General features: G+C 63.0%; 26 protein-coding genes and 1 tRNA gene. 15 read left to right on the top strand and 12 right to left on the bottom strand.

The features are described 5' to 3' along the window. Nucleotides 1–353: 353 nt before the first annotated feature. Nucleotides 354–581 carry a hypothetical protein gene (locus EOA23_RS15560; RefSeq protein WP_126060544.1) on the bottom strand — a complete coding sequence of 76 codons (228 nt, stop codon included), beginning with the start codon at nucleotides 579–581 and terminating at the stop codon, nucleotides 354–356. Nucleotides 582–770: 189 nt separating this feature from the next. On the opposite strand from EOA23_RS15560, the gene EOA23_RS15555 reads away from it, so the two are divergent. Next, nucleotides 771–856: transfer RNA gene (locus tag EOA23_RS15555), tRNA-Leu, on the top strand. Nucleotides 857–909: 53 nt separating this feature from the next. Beyond that, nucleotides 910–2,814 carry a hypothetical protein gene (locus EOA23_RS15550; RefSeq protein ID WP_127304771.1) on the top strand — a complete coding sequence of 635 codons (1,905 nt, stop codon included), beginning with the start codon at nucleotides 910–912 and terminating at the stop codon, nucleotides 2,812–2,814. A gap of 22 nt (nucleotides 2,815–2,836) precedes the next feature. Here EOA23_RS15550 and EOA23_RS15545 read toward each other — a convergent pair whose 3' ends face one another. After that, the gene (locus EOA23_RS15545; RefSeq protein WP_127304770.1) at nucleotides 2,837–3,415 is read right to left on the bottom strand and encodes an NUDIX domain-containing protein; all 579 of its coding nucleotides are present in this window, start codon (nucleotides 3,413–3,415) and stop codon (nucleotides 2,837–2,839) included. 151 nt (nucleotides 3,416–3,566) lie between these two features. On the opposite strand from EOA23_RS15545, the gene EOA23_RS15540 reads away from it, so the two are divergent. From EOA23_RS15540 to EOA23_RS15530, 3 genes are all read left to right on the top strand, one after another. After that, nucleotides 3,567–4,670 carry an NADH:flavin oxidoreductase/NADH oxidase gene (locus tag EOA23_RS15540; RefSeq protein WP_127304769.1) on the top strand — a complete coding sequence of 368 codons (1,104 nt, stop codon included), beginning with the start codon at nucleotides 3,567–3,569 and terminating at the stop codon, nucleotides 4,668–4,670. A gap of 142 nt (nucleotides 4,671–4,812) precedes the next feature. Then, nucleotides 4,813–5,091 carry a DUF982 domain-containing protein gene (locus EOA23_RS15535; RefSeq protein WP_042644410.1) on the top strand — a complete coding sequence of 93 codons (279 nt, stop codon included), beginning with the start codon at nucleotides 4,813–4,815 and terminating at the stop codon, nucleotides 5,089–5,091. 118 nt (nucleotides 5,092–5,209) lie between these two features. Beyond that, nucleotides 5,210–5,449, top strand: coding sequence for a DUF2188 domain-containing protein (locus EOA23_RS15530; protein ID WP_042644408.1), 240 nt, complete (start codon nucleotides 5,210–5,212; stop codon nucleotides 5,447–5,449). An 88-nt stretch (nucleotides 5,450–5,537) separates the two neighbouring features. On the opposite strand, the gene EOA23_RS15525 is transcribed toward EOA23_RS15530, so the two are convergent. Further along, nucleotides 5,538–5,813 carry a hypothetical protein gene (locus tag EOA23_RS15525; protein WP_042644406.1) on the bottom strand — a complete coding sequence of 92 codons (276 nt, stop codon included), beginning with the start codon at nucleotides 5,811–5,813 and terminating at the stop codon, nucleotides 5,538–5,540. A 283-nt stretch (nucleotides 5,814–6,096) separates the two neighbouring features. Then, nucleotides 6,097–7,071, bottom strand: a complete 975-nt coding sequence (locus tag EOA23_RS15520; RefSeq protein ID WP_127304768.1) for an alpha/beta fold hydrolase — start codon at nucleotides 7,069–7,071, stop codon at nucleotides 6,097–6,099. Nucleotides 7,072–7,198: 127 nt separating this feature from the next. Here EOA23_RS15520 and EOA23_RS15515 point away from each other — a divergent pair, with 127 nt between their 5' ends. The 4 genes from EOA23_RS15515 to EOA23_RS15500 all read left to right on the top strand — a co-directional run bounded on the left by EOA23_RS15515 (nucleotide 7,199) and on the right by EOA23_RS15500 (nucleotide 10,157). Continuing rightward, complete coding sequence (locus tag EOA23_RS15515; protein WP_126060537.1) at nucleotides 7,199–7,939, top strand: competence/damage-inducible protein A; 741 nt, start codon at nucleotides 7,199–7,201, stop codon at nucleotides 7,937–7,939. An 84-nt stretch (nucleotides 7,940–8,023) separates the two neighbouring features. Then, nucleotides 8,024–8,857, top strand: a complete 834-nt coding sequence (locus tag EOA23_RS15510) for a universal stress protein (RefSeq protein ID WP_127304767.1) — start codon at nucleotides 8,024–8,026, stop codon at nucleotides 8,855–8,857. A gap of 113 nt (nucleotides 8,858–8,970) precedes the next feature. Beyond that, complete coding sequence (gene gpt, locus EOA23_RS15505) at nucleotides 8,971–9,471, top strand: xanthine phosphoribosyltransferase (RefSeq protein ID WP_126060535.1); 501 nt, start codon at nucleotides 8,971–8,973, stop codon at nucleotides 9,469–9,471. 197 nt (nucleotides 9,472–9,668) lie between these two features. Continuing rightward, nucleotides 9,669–10,157 carry an NUDIX hydrolase gene (locus tag EOA23_RS15500; RefSeq protein ID WP_127304766.1) on the top strand — a complete coding sequence of 163 codons (489 nt, stop codon included), beginning with the start codon at nucleotides 9,669–9,671 and terminating at the stop codon, nucleotides 10,155–10,157. A gap of 3 nt (nucleotides 10,158–10,160) precedes the next feature. Here EOA23_RS15500 and EOA23_RS15495 read toward each other — a convergent pair whose 3' ends face one another. From EOA23_RS15495 to EOA23_RS15475, 5 genes are all read right to left on the bottom strand, one after another. Beyond that, on the bottom strand, nucleotides 10,161–11,270 hold the full coding sequence (locus EOA23_RS15495) for a hypothetical protein (protein ID WP_245474178.1): 1,110 nt from the start codon (nucleotides 11,268–11,270) through the stop codon (nucleotides 10,161–10,163). A gap of 369 nt (nucleotides 11,271–11,639) precedes the next feature. After that, nucleotides 11,640–13,445: an ABC transporter ATP-binding protein gene (locus EOA23_RS15490; protein ID WP_127304764.1), complete on the bottom strand. Its 1,806-nt coding sequence runs from the start codon at nucleotides 13,443–13,445 to the stop codon at nucleotides 11,640–11,642. A 401-nt stretch (nucleotides 13,446–13,846) separates the two neighbouring features. Then, nucleotides 13,847–14,284, bottom strand: coding sequence for a GNAT family N-acetyltransferase (locus EOA23_RS15485; RefSeq protein ID WP_127304763.1), 438 nt, complete (start codon nucleotides 14,282–14,284; stop codon nucleotides 13,847–13,849). A 29-nt stretch (nucleotides 14,285–14,313) separates the two neighbouring features. Beyond that, a complete protein-coding gene (locus EOA23_RS15480; protein ID WP_127304762.1) occupies nucleotides 14,314–16,026 on the bottom strand; it encodes an NAD+ synthase in 1,713 nt (570 codons plus the stop codon). 137 nt (nucleotides 16,027–16,163) lie between these two features. Beyond that, nucleotides 16,164–16,877, bottom strand: coding sequence for a DNA-3-methyladenine glycosylase I (locus EOA23_RS15475; protein ID WP_127304761.1), 714 nt, complete (start codon nucleotides 16,875–16,877; stop codon nucleotides 16,164–16,166). Nucleotides 16,878–16,968: 91 nt separating this feature from the next. Here EOA23_RS15475 and EOA23_RS15470 point away from each other — a divergent pair, with 91 nt between their 5' ends. Both EOA23_RS15470 and EOA23_RS15465 read left to right on the top strand, forming a co-directional pair. After that, on the top strand, nucleotides 16,969–17,532 hold the full coding sequence (locus tag EOA23_RS15470; protein WP_126060528.1) for a DUF1003 domain-containing protein: 564 nt from the start codon (nucleotides 16,969–16,971) through the stop codon (nucleotides 17,530–17,532). Then, nucleotides 17,529–18,128, top strand: a complete 600-nt coding sequence (locus tag EOA23_RS15465) for a DedA family protein (RefSeq protein ID WP_126060527.1) — start codon at nucleotides 17,529–17,531, stop codon at nucleotides 18,126–18,128. The genes EOA23_RS15470 and EOA23_RS15465 overlap by 4 nt, the downstream gene beginning before the upstream one ends. 10 nt (nucleotides 18,129–18,138) lie before the next feature. Here the strand turns inward: EOA23_RS15465 and EOA23_RS15460 are convergent, their stop codons facing one another. Both EOA23_RS15460 and EOA23_RS15455 read right to left on the bottom strand, forming a co-directional pair. Beyond that, entirely contained in the window at nucleotides 18,139–18,498 is a 360-nt protein-coding gene (locus tag EOA23_RS15460) for a diacylglycerol kinase (protein ID WP_126060526.1), read from the bottom strand. A gap of 77 nt (nucleotides 18,499–18,575) precedes the next feature. Further along, nucleotides 18,576–18,995, bottom strand: coding sequence for a GFA family protein (locus EOA23_RS15455; RefSeq protein WP_127304760.1), 420 nt, complete (start codon nucleotides 18,993–18,995; stop codon nucleotides 18,576–18,578). Between the two features lie 309 nt (nucleotides 18,996–19,304). Between EOA23_RS15455 and EOA23_RS15450 the strand changes: the two genes are divergently transcribed. The 3 genes from EOA23_RS15450 to EOA23_RS15440 all read left to right on the top strand — a co-directional run bounded on the left by EOA23_RS15450 (nucleotide 19,305) and on the right by EOA23_RS15440 (nucleotide 21,543). Continuing rightward, complete coding sequence (locus tag EOA23_RS15450; RefSeq protein ID WP_127304772.1) at nucleotides 19,305–20,375, top strand: diguanylate cyclase; 1,071 nt, start codon at nucleotides 19,305–19,307, stop codon at nucleotides 20,373–20,375. 63 nt (nucleotides 20,376–20,438) lie between these two features. Continuing rightward, on the top strand, nucleotides 20,439–20,816 hold the full coding sequence (locus EOA23_RS15445) for an antitoxin Xre/MbcA/ParS toxin-binding domain-containing protein (RefSeq protein ID WP_126060524.1): 378 nt from the start codon (nucleotides 20,439–20,441) through the stop codon (nucleotides 20,814–20,816). Continuing rightward, nucleotides 20,776–21,543 (top strand): RES family NAD+ phosphorylase, encoded by a 768-nt coding sequence (locus EOA23_RS15440; protein ID WP_127304759.1) that lies wholly within the window; start codon nucleotides 20,776–20,778, stop codon nucleotides 21,541–21,543. Before EOA23_RS15445 ends, EOA23_RS15440 begins: the two co-directional genes overlap by 41 nt. Before the next feature lie 43 nt (nucleotides 21,544–21,586). Here EOA23_RS15440 and EOA23_RS15435 read toward each other — a convergent pair whose 3' ends face one another. After that, nucleotides 21,587–22,291 carry a hypothetical protein gene (locus EOA23_RS15435; RefSeq protein WP_127304758.1) on the bottom strand — a complete coding sequence of 235 codons (705 nt, stop codon included), beginning with the start codon at nucleotides 22,289–22,291 and terminating at the stop codon, nucleotides 21,587–21,589. Nucleotides 22,292–22,527: 236 nt separating this feature from the next. Here EOA23_RS15435 and EOA23_RS15430 point away from each other — a divergent pair. Then, nucleotides 22,528–23,323 (top strand): glycosyltransferase family 39 protein (locus tag EOA23_RS15430; protein WP_245474176.1); only part of this gene is annotated, 796 nt, incomplete at its 3' end.

Below are 23,323 nucleotides of genomic sequence, written 5' to 3'. Positions count from 1 at the left end.
GAGCATTTCGACGCCTCAGACACCTTCACCGAGCGCGATCAGGACGTGAAGCTGCAGACGCTGGGCGTGAATTTCAGCTATAAATTCTGAGGCTTGCCGCAGCAGCGCCAGTGCTGAGGCGCCATCCTGTGTTGTCTCTTGAAAATCAGGTGGCCGGCGCCCGCAGGGGGCGGGGGAATGGGTAGGGGCCTGGTAGACGCCGGCCTCGGCGGATCGATCCGCCTTGTGGGCTAACCTAACGGCATCCCCGCAAACCGTAATTCCGCGATCGCGCCACTTCCCAATGCGCCCCTGCTCGGCAAGCGCAGGACCAATAATGGTTAAGCCTCGACGCAAGGTTGCAATCAGACCGATCAGGATCCGTCCGAAGCGATCTTTCCGGCCGGCATGGCGGCGAGGCATTCTTCCAATCGCTGGAGCCGGGCCTTCTGCCAGCGCAGCATATGCGCGACGTCGTGCAGGTTGCATTTGGCTTTCGAATTGGCGGCTTTGATCAGATCGCGCTCGAGCCGATCGATCTCGCAGCGCAGCTGCCGCGCCTCCGCCTCCCGCAGCCCCCGGATCCAGCCTGGCCCACGCATGGTTCCACCATCAAAGCCGGCTCGATGCTGGCACAGAAAGGCTAACGAAACCGGTTTGGCGGACTTTGCATTTTACATATCGCTAATATTAAATTCGGACATCCATCGCATGCTGGCTGGCTGTGTAAAATCAGTCTGTCCGAAACATCGCTTGACGGCTCAAATCAGGCATCTGAAAAGGGCACGCCTGCGGACGTGGCGGAATTGGTAGACGCAAGGGACTTAAAATCCCTCGATCTCTGATCGTACGGGTTCGATTCCCGTCGTCCGCACCACCCTTTGCTCTCGAGCTTGGGGTGGCGGGCCACACTCTTCGCTCGAACTTCGGGTGGCGGCCCGCGAGCCGGGCAAAGGTTACGCGATCGAAAGCTTTTCCGTGCATCAAATGGTCGAGGCGCGTGGGGAAGAGCTTGGGATGTCGACGATCAAGGCGATTTTTCGCCACACCCCTGCCCCGGTCGTATTCGTCTGGCTGACGCTCAGTGCGGTTCTGAGCCTGCTCCTGTTGCTCGGCAACATGCCCAACGGCGACGTCGACGATCTCATGAAGCTGCATGAAATCAGGCATCTTCTGCACACAGGCAATCCGTTCGACAGAACGCTGACCGGTATCGCCCAGCCCGAGCCCATGATCTCGCACTGGCCCTGGATCGTCGATGCGCCCTATGCGTTGCTGGCCATCGCGCTGGCGCCTTTTGTCGGGATGGGAACTGCCTTATCCGCCGCTGCGTTCACCGTGCCGCTCCTGCTCCTCCTGGCCGCTTTAACCCTGCTTTTTCTCGTGATCAGGGAATTCGAGTTCGACCATCCAGGCGTGGTGCTGAGCGTCGCCGCCTTCGCCGGGCTGCCCGCGCTTTCGGAATTCCAGCCCTGGCGCATCGACTACCACAACCTGCAGATGCTCATCCTCCTGGGGGCGGTGCTGCTGACGATCCGTGGCGCGCCGGTTGCCGCCGGATTGAACGGCGCCCTAATGGCTCTGTCCACCGCGATCAGCGCCGAAATGGCGCCGTTCCTTGCTCTTCCGGCCGGCTTCTACGCATTGGTATTCATTGCCGGGACGAAAGATGCAGGCAAGGACCTAGAGGCGTACGGTCTGGCGCTGGCGGCCGCCGCCATTGCGGCATTCTTTGTGGTCGTGGGACCCGATGCCTACAAAAGCGCCGCTTGCGACCGCTATTCGCTTTTGCACCTCACCGCGCTTGCGACTGCCGGCGCCGTGCTTGCAGGTGTCTCGCTGACCAGAAGAATTGGACGCTGGTACATACGCGCCCTGTGCCTTTTGGCCGGTGCCGGCGCGACCGCCGCGATGCTTGTCTTCCTCTTCCCCCAATGCGCGGGCGGCCCGCTCGTCGGTCTCAGCGACTATGTTCGCGACAATTGGCTCTCCCGCATCGAACAGGAACGCAGCATCTTCTTCAGCGCGGACTTTCTGGGCTCCGATCGTTTCGCACGGTTTTTCGTCGCCATTCTGGGCACGGCGGCGACATGCATTTTGGCCATTACCGCCTCGACAAGGAAGCGAGCCTGGTGGGTCCTGGCGGTCTTTTCGGCTGTCGGCCTCCTGTTGGGACTGCTTTATCTAAGGTACCTGCGGTTTTTTCCGCTCTTCGTCGGCCCCGGGGTTGCCTTGCTCGTCCATCAGGGCATTCCAGCCAGCCTGCCGCTGAGGCGCTATTTCGCAGCCAGGTCGACGGACGAGTTGCCGCGCGCCTGGCTTCTGGCCGCCCCGGGCGTGGCGGTCATTGCTGCCCTTCTTCTAAGCTATGTGGTCTGGCCCCCTCGGGCTGCAAAGCTGCTTGGCGTCGACATCGCCAATGCCTGCGCGCAAGCCAGCAGCGGCCCGGATTTTATTTGGCCGAAGGGCGCGAGACTGTTCGCGCCTCCCGATATCGGGATCGCCGCTTTGGGGTCTCCTGAGGAACTCGACGTCGTGGCCGTCCCTTTTCACACATCGGCCAAGGGCGTCGAGCGCGTCCTTAGATTTTTTGATCCGGCTACGTCCGACCCGACGCAGCTTCTCGATCAAACCAAGGCCACCCATGTCGCGGTCTGCCGTGTGGAGGAAACGGCCATTCAGCCGGTCGAAGCCCGGTTTCCATTGGCCAGCCGGTTGGCCACGGGAAAGGCTCCGGAGTGGTTGACGGAATGCCCCGTTGCGGGGCCGCTGCGCATCTATCGATATCCAGCGTCGGGCGGCCCCGCCGGCCAGTGTCCTGCCATGGGCCAATGAGCCGTTGACGCGGTGATGCCCATCAAGCCTTGATCGGGTTGAGCTTCAAGTGCTGGATCAGGATGATCGTCTTGGCATCGACAATACGTCCATCGGCAATGGCGGCCAACGCTTCGTCCAGTGGTATTTCCAGAACCTCGATGTCCTCGCCCTCCTCCGGCGCGCCGCCGCCGTCGGAAATGCGGTCGGCCGGCGAATAGCGCGCGGTGAAGAACCAGAGCCGCTCCGTCACGCTCCCGGGGCTCATGAATGGCGCGAACAGCCGCTCGATGTCCTTCAAGCGGTAACCCAGCTCCTCCTCCGCTTCCTTGCGGATGGCGGTTTCCGGATCGTTTTCGTCGAGCAGCCCGGCGCAGGCCTCGATCAGTGGCTCGCGGTGACCCACGGCGTAAGCCGGGAAGCGGAACTGCCGCACCAGGAGCACGGTCGAGCGCCGCGGATCGAACGGCAGGATCACCGCGCCGTCGCCGCGATCGTAGGTCTGGCGGATCTGCGTCTCCCACCGCCCGTCGCGGCGGCGGTAGTCGAGCACCGTCTTCTTCAGCACCGCCCAGTCGTCCGAAAGGACCTCCTCGGAACGGATGCGAATGCGATCTTCCATGACGATCTCCTTGGTGGCGGCAAAGGGGTAGCGACGAAAGCGCCTCTACGCAATCCGGGAAACCGACTGGTCCAGTGCAGTTTCACCCGCTCGTGTCTGGCGTGACGCGCCACGACTGCCTAGATAGCGGTATCTCTCCAGGAGCCCGTTCATGACGTCATCGCTTTTCCAGCCGATCACCCTCGGCGACCTCACCTTCCCCAATCGCATTGCGGTCGCCCCCATGTGCCAGTATTCGGCCGAGGACGGCTCGGCCAGCGACTGGCATCTTTATCACTGGATGAACCTGGCAATGTCGGGCGCCGGCATGGTCACCGTCGAGATGACCGATGTCGAGCGGCGCGGGCGCATCACGCATGGCTGCCTCGGCCTCTATTCGGACGACAACGAGGCGGCCGCCAAGCGAACGCTCGACGCCGCCAGGCGCGTCGCCGCGCCCGGCACGAAGTTCGGCGTCCAGCTTGCCCATGCCGGCCGCAAGGCCTCCAACCGCAGACCCTGGGAAGGCGGCGGTCCGCTGCAGCCCGGCGAAGATCCCTGGCAGACCGTTTCTGCCTCCGCCATTGCCTATGACACGGGCTGGAATGTGCCGCACGCGTTGGAAGAGGACGAGATCCTGGAGCTCATCGCGCGTTTTGCGCAATCGGCCGTGCGCGCCGAACGCGCCGGCTTCGATTTCGCCGAGCTGCATGCCGCGCATGGCTATCTGATCTTCCAGTTCCTCTCGCCGCTCTCCAACCAGAGGACGGACCGTTGGGGCGGGTCGTTGGAGAACCGCATGCGCTTCGCGGTCGAAATCGCCAGGGCGGTGAGGAAGGCCGCCCCGTCCATGATGCTGGGCGTGCGCCTTTCGGTGAAGGAATGGGTCGACGGCGGTTTCGACGTCGAGGACGCGATCGAGGTGGCCAAGGCGCTGAAGGCCGAGGGCATCGCCTATATCTGCTGCTCCAGCGGCGGCAATTCGCCCCTGCAGCAGGTGCCGCCCGGCCCCGGCTACCAGGTGCATCTGGCGGAGGCCGTGCGCAAGGGCGCCGGCATTCCGACGCGCGCCGTGGGGCTGATCGACGATCCGAGCCAGGCCGAGGCGATCGTCGCCGGTGGTCGTGCCGACATGGTGGCGCTGGCCCGCGCCTTCCTCGCCGACCCGCGCTGGGGCTGGCGCGCGGCGGCTGCCTTCGGCGAGGAAATCCATCCGGCGCCCCAGCTGGCACGTTCGGTGACGACGATGCGGCATTGGATGAAGGCCGCCAGCTAGAGCAATTCCAGGAAAAGCGCGACGCGGCTTTCCGTCCGGAATTGCGTCAAAACGAAACTGGAAGTCAGCGGGGTCCTGAGACGTTTGGGCGCAGGATCCTCGCCACAACTGCAACCAATTTGGCCGCTTTACGTTGGCGGCCATGATAGACAGCAAACCTTTTGAGAAGCCGGTGGTGGTCGAGCTCGGCCATGTCGGCAAATATCGCCAGATCAGCAGCACCCGCGAGGCCGCCGAGTGCCTGATGACCGTTTGGCCGCTCAATCGCGGCGAGCGCCATCGTGATGCTCTCGACACTTGCCTCAAAGCGCTGGAAGGGTATCGTTCGCCAGCGGACGCACGTCGCGCCCTTGTCGAGGCGGCCAGGGAATCGGAAGTGCTTGTTCCCGAAGACAGGCTGCCCGACGGAAAGCTGCATTGAGCAATTCCAGGAAAACTGCGATCGGTTTTCCGTCTGGAATTGTGTAGAAACAGAGAGCGTCTCGCCGTTTCCGTGAAACGGTGAAACGTGCTAGCACGGTTCTTAACCGGAGGATTTCATGGCGAAGCTGACTTACAAGATCGTCGAGCATGATGGCGGCTGGGCCTACAAGGTCGGCTCGACGTTTTCCGAGACTTTCCGCACCCATCAGGAGGCGCTGCGCGCCGCCGAAATCGCCTCGTCCGAGCAGCAGGTCGCCGGAACCACGGACGGCATCCAGTATGAGGATGCCGAAGGAAAGTGGCACGATGAGCTTGCCGACGGCCGCGACCGGCCGCAGACCGAAGTGTCGGATTAACAATCCAGGAAACGTGTGCGGTCAGAGGGGCCCTCCGCGACCGGCAAAGCCCGAGGCTTTCATACCGGCCGCCGGCGACTATGCGACTCTATTTGCCGCAATAATTGTCGTTGACGTTCTGTTGTGAGTTGGCGTCCGGCCCCGGCGTGATGTCCGCGCACGGCCCTATGGCTCCAGTGCTGTTGCCGGAGGTGCTCAGCCCTGAGCCTCCATTGATGCTGCCGGTCCTATAGGGGTCTACTTGCTCGCTTGCGGCGGGACGATGGTCGCGGTGCCACCACCACCAGTCATCTGATGACTGCGCCATGGCCGCGCCACCCATGGCCAGCACCAGCGCCGAAGCTGTGATAAGTCTTGTAAGCATCGGATTTCTCCATTCTGTCGATCGCAAAATATGTGGGGCCGAAGCCCCACAGCGATACGACCGAAACCCTGCGACGGGGTCTAAAGTTCCACCAGAAATTGCGGGTAGGACGGAATGTCCGACACTTTTATGTGACGTTTCGTGAACGGCCGTGGGCTGCAGCGCGGGGCGTTAGGGCGTTTCACCGTTCACGGAAACGGCGAAACATCCTATCGCTTTGTTTTTCGACGCAATTCCGGACGGAAAACCGCTCACACTTTTCCTGGAATTGCTCTGGCCGAAATCATCTCGCGTTGGCGAAACCACGCGCGGCGACACGTTGGATAAAGGCCACGACCCGTTCGGGCTCTATGAATTGCGGCATGTGGCCGAGGCCTTCGACCCGTTCGAAGTCGAGGCCGCTGATCTCGTCCAGCATCGGTTCGCCATGGACGGCCTCGCCTATCACACGATCGCCGGTACCGAACAGAATGCCAGCCGGCATCGCTATGTCGCGGTAACGCCGTTCGATTTGGCCAAGGTCCCGTTCCACGGCCACGACATCGGTGGAGGTGGCGAAATAGTGGGACGGGCGCAACCCGAGCCATCCGCCGCCGGCGATCATGTAGTCCGCGGGAACCGCTTGTGGCGCGAAGATGAATCTCAGCGTCGGCTGCGCGTAACGCAGGCTAAGCGGTATCGCAGCCGTATAGGCCAGGATCCGGCGCAGCAGCGGCGATGGAACATAGAGCAGGTCGAACCGCCGACCTATCCTCGCTTCGAGATGCGTCAGCGGCGACAGCAGCGCGATGCCGGAAATCGAGGTCGGATGCTCGGTGGCGAGCGTAAGCGCGACGGCGCCGCCCAGCGAATGGCCGACGATCAAAGGTCGTTCCAACCGCAGTTCCTCGATGAAGCGCCGCACGATGTCCGCCTGTTCGGGCAGCCGGCCAGTCGCGCTCCTTGCCCGAACTGAATAACCCGAGCCCGGCCGGTCGAGCGCGATCAGGCGGTAGCCGGTGCCGAAGCGTCCGAACAGCGTATGGCGGAAATGGTGAAGTTGGGCGCCCAACCCATGCAGGAAAACGATCGGCCTGCCCTCGCCTTCTTCCACATAATGAATGCGGTTGCCGTCGATCTCGATGAACTTTCCGCAAGCCGGCACCAGCCTTTCAGCCTTCGCCGCGATCCGCCATGTCGCGAGCATCAGGGCAAGCGGGACAAGGGCGGCCGCGGCGAGCAAGCCCGCGAGCAGCCACAGGACAATCGATATCAGCATGGTTTCATCCGCTCCCGACGACCGCACCATATCCGCAACGGCCGCCGCCACAAGCGCATCCGGCTTTCGCATTGCGGCCGGCCTCAGGGCGCGTTATCTCAGACGAGCTTTTGCGCCGGAGTCCGCCATGCCTGAAATCGTCACCGCCGCCATGCTCGTCATCGGCGACGAAATCCTCTCCGGCCGCACCAAGGACAAGAATATCGGCCATCTCGCCGACATCATGACGGCGATCGGCATCGACCTGAAGGAGGTGCGCATCGTCCCCGACGAGGAGGACGAGATTGTCGCGGCGGTGAATGCCGTGCGCGCCCGTTATACCTACGTCTTCACCACCGGCGGCATCGGCCCCACGCATGACGACATCACCGCCGACTCGATCGCCAAGGCTTTCGGCGTGCCCTGCGAGTATGACGCCAAGGCTTACGCCTTGCTCGAGGCGAGCTATGCCGGGCGCGGTATCGAATTCACCGAAGCGCGCAAGCGCATGGCCCGCATGCCGCGCGGCGCCGACCATATCGACAATCCCGTCTCCGTCGCGCCGGGCTTCCGCATCGGCAACGTCCATGTCATGGCGGGCGTGCCATCGATCTTCCAGGCCATGCTCGACAATGTCGTGCCGACGCTCAGGGCCGGCACCAAAATGCTGTCGGCCACGGTGCACTGCCCCTTCGGCGAGGGCCTGATCGGCGGACCGCTGGCCGATATCCAGAAGGCGCATCCGGACACCATCATCGGCTCCTATCCCAAATATGGCGACGGCAAGTTCTGGACCGAGCTCGTCGTGCGCGCCCGCAGCGAGGAAGCGCTCGAGGCCGCGCGCAAGGATGTCGAGGCGATGGTGGCGGGCTTCGCCAAGGCGGGCTGACCGGCCTTCGGCTGGAACCAGTCAACGCGCTGGGGCGTTCCCTTGCTGCGCCCACGCGTAGCGCAAACAATTGAGGGACCGACCATGCGCTTCAAGACAATCGTCGCCATTTTGCAGAACGAGCAGGACGCCGAGCGTGTTCTCGATTGCGCCCTTCCGCTTGCCGAAAGGTTCGAGAGCCATCTCGTCGGCATCCATGCCGAGGCGTTGCCCGTTCCCTACACGTCGGCCACAGGCTTTCCGGACACCGAATTCCTGCAGGTCTCGGCCGAGATGAACAAGGAGCGCGCCAACAAGCTGCGTGCCTATTTCCTGAAGCGGATCGAGGAATCCGGCCTGTCCTTCGAATGGCGAAGCCTGGAAAGCTTCTCCGGCGACAGCGCGCTGACTGGCATAACGAGCGTGCGCGCCGCCGATCTGATCATCGCAGCGCAGCGCGATACCGGCGGCGACCCGAGCGCCGATGTCGACACGCTGGTTTACGACGCCGGCCGGCCGGTGCTGGTCGTGCCCCATGCCGGGCCGCTGGTCACGACCTTCAGACGTGTGCTGCTTGCCTGGAACGGCAGCAAGGAAGCGGCCCGCGCCGCTTTCGATGCCCTGCCCTTCATCGCCGAGGCCGACAAGACGGACATTCTCGTCATCGACCCGCCGGAGACGCTCGATGAATCTCCGGAAGCCGCCGGCGCCGAGATCGCCGCTGCGCTGTCGCGTCACGGCGCCAATGTCAGCGTCTGCGTGCAGAAATCCGGCGGCACTTCGGTCGATGACATGATTCAGGCCAGGATCGTCGAATCCGGCGCCGATCTTCTGGTGCTCGGCGCCTACAGTCACTCCTGGTTGCGCCAGCTTCTGTTCGGCGGTGTCACCCGCACGGTGCTGCGCACGACGAATGTCGCGGCTTTCCTGTCGCGCTAAGTCCACAGCCGTCGCCGGCCCTTGCTCTTGCCAAGCCTGGCGCTTTCCGGCTAATTCCGCCTGCATTCCAGTGTTTCTGCGCGCCACGGCGCGCCTTGCGGAGTGCGCGAACCATGTCCCTTCCCGAAAAAGCCTTTCCCGTCTCCTGGGACCAGTTCCACCGTGACGCCCGCGCGCTTTCCTGGCGGCTTTCCGGCGCCAGCAAGGGACAATGGAAAGCGATCGTCTGCATCACGCGCGGCGGCCTGGTGCCGGCGGCCATCATTGCGCGCGAGCTCGGCATCCGCATCATCGAGACGGTTTGCGTCGCCTCCTACCATGACTACACCAGCCAGGGTCAGCTTCAGGTTCTCAAGGAGATTTCGCCGCCGCTGCTTGCCGATGACGGCGCCGGCGTGCTGATCATCGACGACCTGACCGATACCGGCAAGACGGCGGGGATCGTGCGCGCCATGATGCCGAAGGCGCATTTCGCGACCGTCTATGCCAAGCCGAAGGGCCGCCCGCTGGTCGATACATTCGTCACCGAGGTCAGCCAGGACACCTGGATCTACTTTCCCTGGGACATGGGCTTCACATACCAGAAGCCGATCGCGGACGATCATGTCGGCTGAACGGCCGTCATATTTTCCAGAGAATCTGCCTCAAAGGAGCGGCGTGTAGTCGAACCATGAGCATGTCTACTTTGTAAGATTGACCTTTTCTGGTGGCATTTTCCCACGGAGTGAAGTTTTTTACTTTTAAAGCTCATAATCGGCCGTAAGATTCGTGAGGTGGCAAACGATTCTGGAGGCTGGGGCAGCTTCTTCCGATGTTGACGAGGCCGACGACGCACAACCAGATGGCCGAAAGAGTCCGGCGGCTCTTCGGCAAGGCGCCTTGTCGCCTCCAGGTTGCCGCTCTGCCCTGGCGTGAAGGCGAAGACGGCGTCGAGATCATGCTGATCACCAGCCGCGACACCGGGCGCTGGGTGCTCCCCAAGGGCTGGCCGGAGGCCAGGGAACCGCTTTGCAAGGCGGCCGCCCGTGAAGCAGGCGAGGAAGCCGGCTTGCGCGGCACCATCTCGCATTTTGAAGCCGGCCGTTATTTCTATGCCAAGGTCCTCGCCTCCGGCGAGGAAGTGCCCTGCGAAGTCCTGGTCTTTCCGCTGCATGTCGACCGCATCGCGGACCGCTGGAAAGAGAAGCGAGCCCGGACGCGCAAATGGGTTGGCGCCATCGAAGCAGTCCAAATGGTCCATGAACCGGACCTTTGCCAGATCATTGCCGGTTTTTGCGCCGCGCCGCACAGCTTCATCTGATCGTCAGACGCGACCGAAATCATCGGAACTCAGCCGGGTCCAGCGATCGCCCATCAATCCGCCGACAAAGATGTCGCCGACGCGGACCGCTTCCGCGACCTCGGCGATGCGTGAGCGCACCATCGTGCCGCCGGCATAGCGGAAGAAGAGACGGTTGTAACCGAAGAGGTGCGGCAGGAACCTGCTTTGCGTCTGCCCTGTTATGCCCACGCAGCCCATCTCCCGCGCAGCCGCGATAAGGCCGTCCAGCGTCGCGCCCCAGTGGGGTCCGGGCGCTTGGATCTGCAACAGGTTCGCGATGCCGCCAGCCTGCCCGTAGAAGGCATGACAACCGACCATCTTGCCTGCTTCGTCGTAAGTCCCACCGAAATGAAGTGGCCCGTCGGCCTGCTTTTCGGCCGCCAGCGCGAGCAGCCGCGGCAGTTCGCCGTCCTTCCAACTCGGTCGAAGAGCATAATCGGACATCAGTGCCGGCAGCCGCTCCGCAAACCGCGCGGCATCGATCCCCTCATGGTGGATCCGTCGCGACGACGAAGGCTGGACCGGGGGCTCGAGCCGTCTTCCTGCGAGAGCATCGAACGCCCGCCCGCAGGGGCCGACCGGCAGCCGAGCCAGCCCGGGCCATTTACGCTGCAGCAAGGCGGCGGCCATGGCGCCCGGCCGAAAAACACAGGTCCATTCCAGACAATGCACCGGCAAGAGCTGATACTTCATCGGACGCGCGAAGGCCAAGGATGTCCGGTTGGCCGAATCGGTCAGATACAGATCGAACTCGCCCTGATGCAGGGCCCGCAGCAATTGCGGCCCGGCCCAACCGTGATCGATGCTGGAGTCTGTCATGAACGGACCGATGATTGCGGCGTTCAATACCGTTCCATTGAGCTCATAGCGGGCTTTCAGAACGCCCATGAACCCGCCGATGCCGCCCTGCGGGTTTATCTGGACAAGAGCCTTGTTCTCACCGCCGTCAAGATAGAGCTTTCTCATATAGTCCGCCGTCTGCGCGACCGCGTGATCGCGAAGGCGGCGACGGCGGAACTTCGTCAGGAAGAGTGCGGCGACGCGATCGAGATCCTCGGAGGCGAGCGGCCGTACCGAGCCCTGGTCGGGCACCGACGGCGCCGGCGTCTTTCTCGAACCCGCATTTGCGGAGACCAAATCCATCGTGAATGCCTATGCAAGGTCCTCTGTCGGCGGGTGAGACCCTACAATTTCCAAAGAAATCTCCTTCCGACCGGCATGCCTGTAGAATCTCCAGGAGACGTGCGCATGCCACATCCGACTTGCCTTTCTGAAGGTATACGCCGACAACTGTTTAAAACAATGTATATCGCATGGCGTTGCTGATGAAATGACTAAAACTTTAAGTATATGGAGACGGGTTTAAACGCCGCATTACCTCACTCAAGCCGCATGACGAGAGCGCGGTTGCAGACCTTGGATCGATTTGCGCCGCCGAAGCGGAGCCGGGCCGCCCTTTCCTCAGGCGACGAGGCCCTTGGTCAGCTCGAGCGCCTGCCGCTCGAACAGCCGCCGGTAGATGCCGCCATTGAGGCGGATCAGGTCGTCATGCGACCCCTCTTCGGCGATACGGCCTCGATCGAACACCAGCAGGCGGTCGAGCGCCCGCACCGTCGAGAGCCGGTGCGCGATGACAAGGGTCGTGCGCCCCACCATCAGCCGCTCCATCGCCCTCTGGATCAGCACTTCCGATTCCGAATCCAGGCTCGATGTCGCCTCGTCCAGGATCAGGATGCGCGCATCCGCCAGGAAGGCTCGCGCGATCGCCACGCGCTGCCGCTCACCGCCGGAAAGCTTCACACCGCGCTCGCCGACCAGGGTTCCGTAGCCCTTGGGCAGGTTGGTGATGAAATCATGCGCGCTGGCGAGTTTCGCCGCATGCTCGATCTCGGCCTGGCTGGCGCCGGGCCTGGCATAGGCGATGTTCTCGGCAAGCGAGCGGTGGAACAGGATCGGCTCCTGCTGGACGATGGCGATCTGGCTGCGAAGCGACGCCTGCTCGACCTGCGAGATGTCCTGCCCGTCAACCAGTATCCGCCCGGCATTCACGTCATAGAGCCGCTGGATCAGCTTGACGAAGGTCGTCTTGCCCGAGCCCGAATGCCCGACCAGTCCAATGCGCTCGCCAGCCGCGATGTCGACCGAGAAATCGCGGTAGAGCGGCAGAAGATGGTTGCCGTAGTGGAACGTCACCTTGTCGAAGGCGACGCGCCCATCGGTGATCCGGATAGGCCGAGCTCCGGGCCGGTCCTCGATGCCGAGCGGCTCGGACTGGAAGTCGACCAGTTCCTCCATGTCGTTGACCGAGCGTTGCAGGTTGCGGATATGCGTGCCGATGTCGCGCAGATAGCCCTGCAGCACGAAGAACGAGGTCAGCACGAAGGCGACGTCGCCGGCGCTCGCCTGGCCCCACGCCCACAAGATGAGGGCAAGGCCGATGACTGCCGCCCGCATGACCAGCAGCAGCGCTCCTTGCGTGGTGCCGTTGGCGGTGCCGCGCATCCAGGTGCGGCCGGTGCGCAGCCGCCATTTGGCGACCACGCGCGCCAGCCGCGCTTCCTCGCGGGCCTCCGCGCCAAAGCCTTTGACGACCGCATTGCAGCTCACCGCGTCCGCCAGCGCGCCGCCCAGCCGCGTGTCCCAGCTGTTGGCGAGCCGCGCGGCGGGCGCGACATAGCCGAGCGACAGCATCGCCGTGACGGCGATGAACAACACCGAGCCGGCCGCCACGACAGCTCCCATCAGCGGCCAGAACCAGCCGAGCAGCAGCGTCGATCCGACGAGCATGACGACCGATGGCAGCAGCGCGATCAGGATCGTGTCGTTGAGCAGGTCCAGCGCCCACATGCCGCGCGTGATCTTGCGCACCGTCGATCCGGCAAAGCTGTTGGCGTGCCAGTCCGTCGAGAACCGCTGCACCCGATGGAAGGCGTCGGCGGCAATGTCCGACATCATCTTCAGCGTCAGCTCGACGATCCACAGGAAGGCGACATTGCGCAACACGACGCCTGCCAGCGCCAGCGCCATCAGGATCGAGAACGCCGTCATCGCCGCGTTCCAGGCGACTTCATCGGTCCCGGCGCCGCTTGCGACCGCGTCGACCAGGCGGCCGGAATAAAAGGGCGTCAGCACATCGGCCAGCGTCGAGAGCAGGAATGCGCCCATGATGAGCGAAAGCCGCCACGGCTGGCGCCGCCAGTGGCTGAACGTGAAGCCGAGCACGCTGCGAAAGGCGCCGGCGCGCAGATCGATCTTGAAACGAGCCATGATGTCATCCGGGCGCAAACGAGCCCGGTCCCGGTAAAATCAAATTGGAAAACCCGCATCCGCGCCCTGCAGCGCCTCAAAAGAGCGGGAGGTTCAGTATGGTAGGCGGCCCGCCCTGAGGCGGCGACCGGCAGCAGCCAATGCCAGTCCTGCGTCCGGCTCTCCGAAAAACCTTCGGAAAGCCCGAGCAGACCTAGGCTTCGCGGCCTCGCATAACGATGTCAAATCCTGCCATACGGTCCTCCCGGAAGGGAATCGCGGAAAGGTTCTTATAGGGAGGCATCGGCCGAACGCCAAGTCGGCCTGCCGCCAAAACGACATCTGGTCCAAGCACTGAGACGAATTTGCAACAACGGCAGGTTGCGCGGGCTGGTGCATGCCGCAGAAACGGCTGAACGGTTTCAGCCCGACGCGCTTGAAGCCGTCGGCTTGCCCGCTTTGCGATCCAGCCGCATGTAGCGTCCGTCCGTCGACGCCTTGAATCCGAACTTCTCGTAGAGGCTGTGAGCGTCGTCGGTCGAGAGGCTCCAATGCGTCACCGTGCTGACTTCGGGATGATCGATCAGCGCCTGGACGAGCAGCTTGCCGATCCCCCGCCCGCGATGCTGCGGCCAGATGATGACGTCGGCGACATAGGCAAAGACCGTGTAGTCGGTGATCGCGCGGGCGAAGCCGACCTGCTCGCCATCGAGATAGGCGCCGGCGCAGAGCGAGTTGTCGAAGGCGCGGCGATGGGCCTCGTCGGTCCGCGACGCGCCCCAATAGCTTTGCATGAGCTGATCGGACGTTGCCCGGAAATCGATCCGCGACAGGTCGAAGCTGATTTCTATGTCTTGCATGCGCTGTGCTGCCGCGATCTCGCCGGGGATCAACCGCGATCCCGGAACCGGTTGGTGATTGGATAGCGGCGGTCGCGGCCGAAATTCTTCCGCGTGATCTTCACGCCGGGCGCCGCCTGCCGGCGCTTGTATTCGGCGATGTAGAGCAGGTGCTCGACACGGGTCACCGTTGCCCGGTCATGGCCGCGCGCGACGATGTCGTCGACGCTCATCTCGTTCTCGACCAGGCATTCGAGGATGTCGTCCAGCACTGGATAGGGCGGCAGCGAATCCTGGTCGGTCTGGTTCTCGCGCAGCTCCGCCGACGGCGCCTTGTCAATGATATTCTTCGGAATGACCTCGCCGGAAGGACCGAGCGCGCCCGGCGGCACATGGGAATTGCGCCAGCGCGACAGCGCGTAGACCTGCATCTTGTAGAGATCCTTGATCGGATTGAAGCCGCCATTCATGTCGCCGTAAAGCGTGGCGTAGCCGACCGACATCTCGCTCTTGTTGCCGGTGGTGACCACCATCGAGCCGAACTTGTTCGAGATCGCCATCAGGATGGTGCCGCGCGCGCGGCTCTGCAAATTCTCCTCGGTGATGCCTTCCTGGGTGCCCTCGAAGAGCTGCGTCAGCGCATGCTTGAAGCCTTCGACCGGCTCGGAGATCGGCACGATGTCATAACGACAACCGAGCGCGCGCGCGCAGTCTTCCGCGTCCTTCAGCGAATCTTTCGAAGTATAGCGGTAGGGCATCATCACGGTGCGCAGCCGCTCCTCGCCCAGCGCATCGACGGCCAAGGCCGCGCAGATCGCCGAGTCAATGCCGCCGGAGAGGCCGAGCACGACGTTCTTGAAGCCGTTCTTGTTGACGTAGTCGCGCAGGCCGAGCATGCAGGCCCGGTAGTCCGCCTCTTCCCGCTCGGGGACCTTCGACATCGGGCCTTCCGAACAGACCCATCTATCGGAATTATTTCCATTTTGCGCGCCTGCGGCGACGCGGCTTCTTTTCCAGGTGGTGACGTCGAGCGCCTCCTCGAACTGACTCATCTGGAAGGCAAGCGTCTTGTCGGCGCCGATCGCGAAGGAAGCCCCGTCGAAGATCAGCTCGTCCTGGCCGCCAAGCTGGTTGGCGTAGATGATCGGCAAGCCGGTTTCGATGACCTGGCGGATGACGACCTGGTGGCGCACATCGATCTTGGCGCGGTAATAGGGCGAGCCGTTCGGCACCAGCAGGATCTCGGCGCCGCTTTCGGCCAGCGTCTCACAGACCGCTATGTCGCCCCAGATGTCCTCGCAGATCGGGATGCCGATGCGCACGCCGCGGAAGTTGACCGGCCCCTGCAGTTCCGGTCCTGCCTGGAAGACGCGCTTCTCGTCGAACTCGCCGTAGTTCGGCAGATCGAGCTTGTAGCGCTCGGCGATGATCTTGCCACCGTCGGCGACGACGATGGAGTTATGCGTGCCGGTCTTGCGCTTCAGCGGCGTGCCGATAATGACGCCGGGTCCGCCATCGGCGGTGTCCTGCGCGAAATCCTCGGCCGCCTTCTCGCAGGCCTTGAGGAAGGAAGGCTTCAGCACCAGGTCTTCCGGCGGATAACCGGCGAGGAAGAGCTCGGTGTAGAGCACCAGGTCGGCGCCCTGTCGCGCCGCGTCCGCCCTCGCCTCGCGTGCTTTTGCCAGATTGCCGGCGACGTCGCCGACAGTCGGGTTCAGCTGGGCGACGGCGATGCGCAGGATATCGGGAGCGGTCTTGGTCATGGAATGGATGTAGCGTGGCAGAAATCGCCCGGCAATGGCGATCGCTTGTGCCAATTAGGATCGATCGCAGATCGTATCCTGACTAATCGGCGAAGCTGATTGTGTCCTTGATCGATCGCAGATCGTATCCTGATCGCCTAATCGCCCATATATTCGCGCAGCGCCTCCGCCGAGCGGTTCTCGCCGGTCGACATCGCCAGGATGCGCGAGATGTGGCGGCGCGGCAGGCCGGTCTCGGCCGACCATTGGTTGATCTGCGCCTGGATTTTTTCGAGGTCCCGCTTCGAGGTTGGGTTCTCGGCTATGTCGAGGCCGGCATCGCGCAAGGCCGCCGCCATGTCGGCGGAAACGACGAACGTGTCCCATTCCAGCCAGCGCAGGAAATACTGGCCCGTGTTGCCGCCGAGCCGGCTGCCATGCTTGGCCAGATAGGCGGTCAGGCCGATCTGATCGTCCGCCGGCCAGGCGGCAATGAATTTGCCGAAGCTGCCATGCTCCTTCGAGACGCGGTCGACGAAGGCGGCGTTGTCGCGCACCGACCTGATCTTCTGCGGGTTGCGCACGATGCGGCTGTCGGATGCCAACTCGTGCCAGAAGTCGTCCGGTTGGAACAGAAGCCGCTTCGGCTCGAAGCCGAGGAACGCCTCCTCGAAACCCGGCCATTTCTGCTCGATGACACGCCACACGAAGCCGGCGGCAAAGATGCGCTCGGCCATGGTGGAGAGAATGCGATCGTCGGGGACTTTCGCCACCGCCTTGTTGTCGGGCGCAGGGCCAAGCAGCGGCGCCAGCACCGCCTCCCCGCCCTTGCGCTTTGCCGCCCGTGCCTGGATTTTCTGGAAATCGAGCATCTTTGCCCTCGCCTGTTCGCCGCAATCTAGCACTTCACGTGCGGCCCGGCAGCCTCTACGTCTATCGATGCCCGGGCGAAGGAGAAGGCAGATGAACAAGATCGTCGAGGACATGGCGAACCGCTTGCTCAAGCGCAAACCGGACGGCTTTGGTCCGCTCGAGAGTCGCGTGCTTCAATCGACGCTCGAGCGCACCACCATCACACGCGACACCAACAAGGCCGTCGCCTTCCACGAGACCTATGGCGACCGCGTCGCCGACACGATCGCCAGGATCGGCGGCTCATGGTCCTTCATCCTGACCTTCCTGGCCTTTCTTGCGCTTTGGACCCTCGGCAACGCCTGGCTGCTGACCCGCGACGCCTTCGATCCCTACCCCTTCATCTTCCTCAACCTTGTGCTGTCGATGCTGGCGGCGATCCAGGCGCCGGTGATCATGATGTCGCAGAACCGCCAGACCGAGCGCGATCGCATCGACGCGGCGCATGACTACGAGGTCAATCTGAAGGCCGAGATCGAGATCATGGCCCTGCATGAAAAGCTCGACGAGCTGCGCCACAGCGAGATCATCGGCTTGCGGGACGAGATCCTGCGCATGGCTGAACAGATCAGGCGCATCGACGAGAAACTGTCGGCGCGGCCCATCACAGAATGAACGGGACCATCCATCATCTCATCGAGCAATACGGGCTGATCGCGGTCTTCCTGGGCTGCGTCGCCGAAGGCGAAAGTGCCGCGATCCTTGGCGGTTTCTTCGCTCATCAACACGTCTTCGTGCTGTGGCAGACATTTGTGGCCGCCTTCCTCGGCGCCTTCGCCGGCGACACGTTCTTCTTCACCCTCGGCCGCAGCTTCGCCGAGCATCGCTATGTGAGGAGGTTGCGCAGGCGGCCGGGCTTCAGCCGCGCCTACCGGCTGCTCAACACCCATCCCAACATCTTCGTGCTGACCAACCGCTACATCTACGGCATGCGGCTGGTCGGCGGTATCGCCGCAGGTCTGTCGACCGTGCCCATGGCGCGATTCGTCATCCTGAATGCCATCTCTTCCGCCGTCTGGGCGGCCCTGTTCAGCGCTATTGGCTATGTCTTCGGCCTGGGCGCGGAGCGCATGGTGGGCCAGGCGTTCGAGCGGCATGAGCGCCTGCTCATTGCCCTTGGCGTCGGCGTCGGCGTCGCGATCATTGCCTGGCTGGTCGGCCATCATTTTGCCGGACGCGAACGCGCCAAGGAAGATCGGGCAGGATCCTGATCCGCCAGGATCAGATCGGCGCGCCGGTGAGGCGCTCGATCAAGGCGATTCCCCAGACGCCGCCGGCGATCACGATCGAAATCAGCACCGCCAGTGACCCGCAATCCTTGGCGAGCTGGATTTCGATGTGGAATTCGCGCGAGATCGCGTCGCAGGCCGCCTCGATGCCGGTGTTGAGCACTTCGACCATGATCAACAGCAGAACCGCGCCGATCAAAAGGGCATAACCGCGCCAGGAGACCGAAATGAACCAGCCGGCCGGCAGCGCCAGCGCGAGCAACAGCAGCTCCTGCTGGAATGCCTTTTCGTGAGCGGCCAACTTGCGGAAGGCCCGAACCGAATTGATGAAAGCGTCAATCAGCCGCTGCATGCCCAGCCCCGTTTCGAGTCACGGTGAGGGGATATCGCAACGGCGGGATCAAGGGAATAAGGCAGCCGCCCCAAAATTCATCCGTCGGCTACCTTTATCGACGGCGTCGATTTCTCGAACTGCGGCAGCCCATCCTCGATCGAATAGTAATCGCCTTTGTCGCCGACGAAGATGTGGCTTTCCGCCGTGAGGCCGCTCGGCCTCTCGAAGGATCCGGCCATGATGGAAATCGTATCCAGTTCATTGTGCTTCCAGAAGAGCAGCGAACCGCAGGTCCGGCAGAAGCCGCGTTTCGCCACATCGGACGCACCGTACCAGCTGAGCGCGTCGGACCCTTCTATGACGATATCGGCATCCCTGCAGGCGGTAGCCGCGACGAAATGGCCGGTCTGCCGGCGACATTGCGAGCAATGGCAATAGACCACGCCGCGCAACGGGCCACTCGTCCTGAAACGCACCGCCCCGCACAGGCATGATCCGCTGTGGTTGTCGTCCATTTCCGATCTCCTTCGATCATTGCCGGCCAGAATTTCAGGTTTGAAATGGCTGGGCGCAGGCAAATGCGACACCGAAGCGACGCGTTTCAAAAGCTGCGCCTCACACGACTCTACATCCTGAGGTAGCAGAGACATCGAGGAAATGCAGGCCATTAAGGAAACTTTAGCGCAACTGCATCTATGTTTCCTGCAAGCGAAGGTCGTGTTGGGGACGCGCCGTCGCACCGCAACTCCGATTCAAATCCCCGCGCTAGCGACTCCCGGCGGTGGCAGGTCTCCGGTCGCACTGAAGGGGCAGTGAAACTGAACATGCAGCCGGCAGCCGTTCCGACCGACAGGAATACCGACATCACCAGCACCGTCGTGGCGACGATGCGGCAGCTCGGCGTGCTTGGCCTGCCCCGCAACTATGAAATCTTCTACGAGGCGCTCAGCGGCAGCAATCACGAACTCAGCCTTGCCGTCGTCTCGTTGAGCAACCGACCGACCCAGGAGGACCTCGACGGCATCGGGCGCACCTTCTTCCCCCAGCATCACGGATCGGCCATAGTCGAGCATGCCCGCGAGATGGTCGCCAAGGAGCTCGAGGACATCGCCGCGCTGTTGCGCAGCGAGCGCTCGCATATCGAGAAATACGGCCGTCTCCTCGACGAGACCTCGAGCGGCCTGAGCAATCGCAGCTTGCTTTCGCAGGAACTCCTGCAGAAGATCGCCAGCGCAATGTCCGTCGCCACCAGCTCGACGATCGATCATGGCCGCCAGATCGCCAGCACGCTGAGCGAAAAGACGGCCGAGCTTGAAAGCGTCAAGTCGAAGCTCGAGGAATACAAGCGGCTTGCCGACACCGACCCGCTGACGCAGTTGTGGAACCGACGCGCCTTCGACAAGGAGATCACCCGGATCTACAACAGCAATCGCGGCATCCTGTTCAACGCCTTGATCCTTGCCGACATCGATCATTTCAAGGACATAAATGATCGCTACGGCCATCCGGTCGGCGACAGGATCCTGCAGATCATCGCTGAGATCTTCCAGTCCAGCGTGCGTTCTGACATGTTCGTCGCGCGCACCGGCGGCGAGGAATTCGCGTTTATCGTTGAAGGCGCCAGCGAGGACGCCACATACGAGATCGCCGAGCGCATCCGCGCGCTGATCGAGCAGACCCCATTCACCAGCAGCCAGACCGGCATGAACTACGGTACCGTCACCGTATCGCTGGGCATCTGCATGGCCTCGGAGGCGGAAAACCCCGAGGATCTCTACACCAAGGCGGACCGTGCGCTTTATCGCTCCAAGGTCGGCGGCCGCAACCGCGTGACAAGGCACTCGGCCACGGCCGGCCGGGCCGGCAAAGGCTGGCTGCTTTACAAGAAAGACTGACATCACCCTTTCCAGAAGAATTTTTGTGGACTATATTTTCCACAGAAATGAAAGGGTGCGCTTATGCAACGTCCAGTCGCGGCCGCGACGGCGGCCGAAAACGCCGTCATCACCAAGGCCACGCTGCGCGCGGCCGACCTGCTCGACATCACTGCCAGGACGCTCGCTTTGGTGATCGGTGTGTCGGAGGCAACGGTCTCGCGCATGCGCAAACAGGAGTTCCTGCTCGAACGCGGCACCAAGCCCTTCGAGCTGGCGGTGCTGTTCGTGCGCCTGTTCCGCTCGCTCGACGCCATCGTCGGCGGCGACGAGACTGTGGCGCGGGCATGGCTGAGGAACCCCAACATCACGCTCGACGGCACGCCGCTCGAGAAAATCCTGACCATTGCCGGACTTGTCGATGTCATTGCCTACCTGGACTCCCGGCGCGCTCTCGTCTGAGGCCGTCAGGCTCGAAGGCAAATACTGGCGCATGGTGGAGGCGCAGCACCGCGTGTCGACCCTCAAGCTGGTCGACACGCTCGACGAGCAGTCGCTGCTCGAGGACCTCGTCGAGGACACCAAGCCACATATCCCGCTGGAATGCCGCCACCTCCACTATCTGCTGGCGACGCCTTTCCGCTACGGCTCCGTCTATCCATACGGCTCGCGCTTCCGTCGCGCGGGCAAGACGAAAGGCGTCTACTACGCGGCCGAGACAGTGCTGACGGCGGTGGCGGAGATGGCCTTCTACCGCTTGCTGTTCTTTGCGGAGTCGCCGGCGACGCCATGGCCTCACGATGCGGCGGAATACACTGCCTTCGCCGCCGCGATCAAATGCGGGCGCGCGATCGACCTGACGCGGCCGCCGCTCGATCGGGATGAGAAGGCCTGGACGCTGCCCACCGATTACACCGCCTGTCAGGCGATCGCCGATGTCGCGCGCGAAGCCGAGATGCAGGCGATCCGCTATCGCTCGGTGCGCGATCCGAAGGGCGCCAACATCGCTTTGTTGACGTGCAAGGGCTTTGCCAAGGCCAGGCCGCTGGAGCCACAGACCTGGCGCATCCGGATCGGCTCTTTCGGCCTGCAGGCGATCTGCGAGTTCCCCGACAAGCGGCTGGAATTCTCACGCACCGCTTTTGCCGATCCGCGACTGGCCAGCATGCGGTGGGAACGCGGCCATTGAGTTCGGAAAACTCTCTCGAGATTCAGGACGGCCCGGCAGTTAGCTATGCCAGGATGTTGACCGCCCGCGCCGCCACCAGCGCGATCGTCAAGAGCGAGATCATCGCTTCGGCCATCATCAGGAGCTTTGCGCGCTGCGTGAGCGGCAAGGTGTCGGTCGGCGAGAAGGCGGTGGCGTTGGTGAAAGCCAGGAAGAAATAGTCCACAAAGCCCGGCAGCCAGCCTTGTATCTCGCGATCTGGCAGCGTCATTTGCGGGAACAGGAAGTCGGCGTGCGCGCGCTTGACCAGGCCACAGGTCGGCGGCCCGCCCCTATCCGTGCTCCAGAACCACAGCGCAAAGACGATCACATTGGTGACCCAGATGTTGAGCGCGTCGACAAGCAGCGTCGTGCCGGCGCCGGCATGCCCTTCCAGCAGCGCACGCACCAGGAAAACCAACGATCCGCAATTCATGATGCTTATGACGCCGGTCATCACCAATGCCGTGCGGCGGATGTAGAGGCGCAATTGGCCGATCGCGTACCAATGCTCGTGGTCGACCGCCTTCTGGGTCCGCATCTGCGTCCAGGCTGTCGCCACCGACAAGGGCACCAGCAGCGCCGCCTCGACGGTCGGGGCAAGCCAGCGCGGACCGAAGGACAGGTTGTTGATGACCAAAAGCTGAAGGCAGATGACGACGAGAACCGCCGCGCGTGCCGACCAGAAGTCGAGCGCGCGATGATGGATGACAGCGTGCTGGTGACGCATGGAGACACCCGTATGGCTAGGACCGCGGCGCCTTGGGAGGCGACCGGCTCAACCAACATTCAGCCGGCCACGGTTCCGCCCGAAGCGCCGGCGACGGGTTCCATCGCGATCTTGGTTTTACAATGTTGCGGCAGCATACATTTTCGTAAGCTTTTGCTATCGGACTGTTCAGAAATCCGCCGGTGTGATTTTAGGCCCGCATGTCGAGAACCAGCGAATCCGTTGATCTTTGGCCGGTGGCAGCCGCCGCGGAAGGCAATGCGCCTTCGATCTGGAACGGACTGATCCGGCATCCACAGCGATTGCTGGCGCTTTTGTGCCTCACGCAGATCGCTTGCTGGACCGTCATGCCGGCGCTCGTCAACGTTGGGCCGCCATACGATGTCGTCGAGGGGTTCATGTGGGGCCGGGAGTGGGTTCTGCTGACCTACAAACACCCGCAGCTGCCCTGCTGGCTGCTCGAGATCAGCCATCTCCTGACCGGCTCGTTCCGCTGGCCGCAATATATGCTTTCGCAACTGCTGGTCTCGACGACCTTCGTCCTGGTCTACCTTCTCGCGCGCGACATCATGGGTTCGACCCGCGCTCTCGCCGCGGTGTTGCTGATGCCCTCGATCTACTTCTTTGGCTGGCCGACCCCGCAATTCAACCACGACTATGCGCAGATGCCTTTCTGGGCCGGCATCTCATGGCTGTTGTGGCGCGCGGCGCGCGACGGACGGCCCGGCTGGTGGCTCGCCCTCGGCGTCGTCTCCGGCATGGGACTTTACGCCAAGTTCTCGACGGCTTTGCTGCTGGTTTTCGGCGGCATCTGGCTCTTATACGATAGCCGTGCCCGAAGCCGGCTCGCCACCCCATGGCCGTGGCTTGGCCTTGCGGTTTTCCTTGGCATCGCCGCGCCCCTGGCGGTCGAGCTTCTCCGACTCGATTTCCTGCCGTTGACCTATGCCGAGCATCGCAACGAATGGGTGCTCGCCCACCGCGCCCGGCTTTACTATATTGGCGTTCAGCTTGCCGCGCTTTCCGCTGTTC

Origin of the sequence: Mesorhizobium sp. M2A.F.Ca.ET.042.01.1.1, from assembly GCF_003997405.1 — a bacterium.
Lineage (GTDB): Bacteria > Pseudomonadota > Alphaproteobacteria > Rhizobiales > Rhizobiaceae > Mesorhizobium.
The sequence above is the reverse complement of the archived record's forward strand: the minus strand, read 5'-3'. Positions and strand labels throughout refer to the sequence as shown.

Bases quoted from the DNA above. Each gene is read 5' to 3' on its own strand.
- EOA23_RS15465 (WP_126060527.1), top strand. From the start codon at position 17,529: ATGAACGGGACCATCCATCATCTCATCGAGCAATACGGGCTGATCGCG.
- EOA23_RS15490 (WP_127304764.1), bottom strand. From the start codon at position 13,445: ATGGCTCGTTTCAAGATCGATCTGCGCGCCGGCGCCTTTCGCAGCGTG.
- EOA23_RS15445 (WP_126060524.1), top strand. From the start codon at position 20,439: ATGCAACGTCCAGTCGCGGCCGCGACGGCGGCCGAAAACGCCGTCATC.
- EOA23_RS15450 (WP_127304772.1), top strand. From the start codon at position 19,305: ATGCAGCCGGCAGCCGTTCCGACCGACAGGAATACCGACATCACCAGC.
- EOA23_RS15435 (WP_127304758.1), bottom strand. From the start codon at position 22,291: ATGCGTCACCAGCACGCTGTCATCCATCATCGCGCGCTCGACTTCTGG.
- EOA23_RS15475 (WP_127304761.1), bottom strand. From the start codon at position 16,877: ATGCTCGATTTCCAGAAAATCCAGGCACGGGCGGCAAAGCGCAAGGGC.
- EOA23_RS15515 (WP_126060537.1), top strand. From the start codon at position 7,199: ATGCCTGAAATCGTCACCGCCGCCATGCTCGTCATCGGCGACGAAATC.
- EOA23_RS15460 (WP_126060526.1), bottom strand. From the start codon at position 18,498: ATGCAGCGGCTGATTGACGCTTTCATCAATTCGGTTCGGGCCTTCCGC.
- gpt (WP_126060535.1), top strand. From the start codon at position 8,971: ATGTCCCTTCCCGAAAAAGCCTTTCCCGTCTCCTGGGACCAGTTCCAC.
- EOA23_RS15510 (WP_127304767.1), top strand. From the start codon at position 8,024: ATGCGCTTCAAGACAATCGTCGCCATTTTGCAGAACGAGCAGGACGCC.
- EOA23_RS15455 (WP_127304760.1), bottom strand. From the start codon at position 18,995: ATGGACGACAACCACAGCGGATCATGCCTGTGCGGGGCGGTGCGTTTC.
- EOA23_RS15485 (WP_127304763.1), bottom strand. From the start codon at position 14,284: ATGCAAGACATAGAAATCAGCTTCGACCTGTCGCGGATCGATTTCCGG.
- EOA23_RS15440 (WP_127304759.1), top strand. From the start codon at position 20,776: ATGTCATTGCCTACCTGGACTCCCGGCGCGCTCTCGTCTGAGGCCGTC.
- EOA23_RS15540 (WP_127304769.1), top strand. From the start codon at position 3,567: ATGACGTCATCGCTTTTCCAGCCGATCACCCTCGGCGACCTCACCTTC.
- EOA23_RS15500 (WP_127304766.1), top strand. From the start codon at position 9,669: ATGTTGACGAGGCCGACGACGCACAACCAGATGGCCGAAAGAGTCCGG.
- EOA23_RS15535 (WP_042644410.1), top strand. From the start codon at position 4,813: ATGATAGACAGCAAACCTTTTGAGAAGCCGGTGGTGGTCGAGCTCGGC.
- EOA23_RS15560 (WP_126060544.1), bottom strand. From the start codon at position 581: ATGCGTGGGCCAGGCTGGATCCGGGGGCTGCGGGAGGCGGAGGCGCGG.
- EOA23_RS15480 (WP_127304762.1), bottom strand. From the start codon at position 16,026: ATGACCAAGACCGCTCCCGATATCCTGCGCATCGCCGTCGCCCAGCTG.
- EOA23_RS15530 (WP_042644408.1), top strand. From the start codon at position 5,210: ATGGCGAAGCTGACTTACAAGATCGTCGAGCATGATGGCGGCTGGGCC.
- EOA23_RS15525 (WP_042644406.1), bottom strand. From the start codon at position 5,813: ATGCTTACAAGACTTATCACAGCTTCGGCGCTGGTGCTGGCCATGGGT.
- EOA23_RS15545 (WP_127304770.1), bottom strand. From the start codon at position 3,415: ATGGAAGATCGCATTCGCATCCGTTCCGAGGAGGTCCTTTCGGACGAC.
- EOA23_RS15470 (WP_126060528.1), top strand. From the start codon at position 16,969: ATGAACAAGATCGTCGAGGACATGGCGAACCGCTTGCTCAAGCGCAAA.
- EOA23_RS15520 (WP_127304768.1), bottom strand. From the start codon at position 7,071: ATGCTGATATCGATTGTCCTGTGGCTGCTCGCGGGCTTGCTCGCCGCG.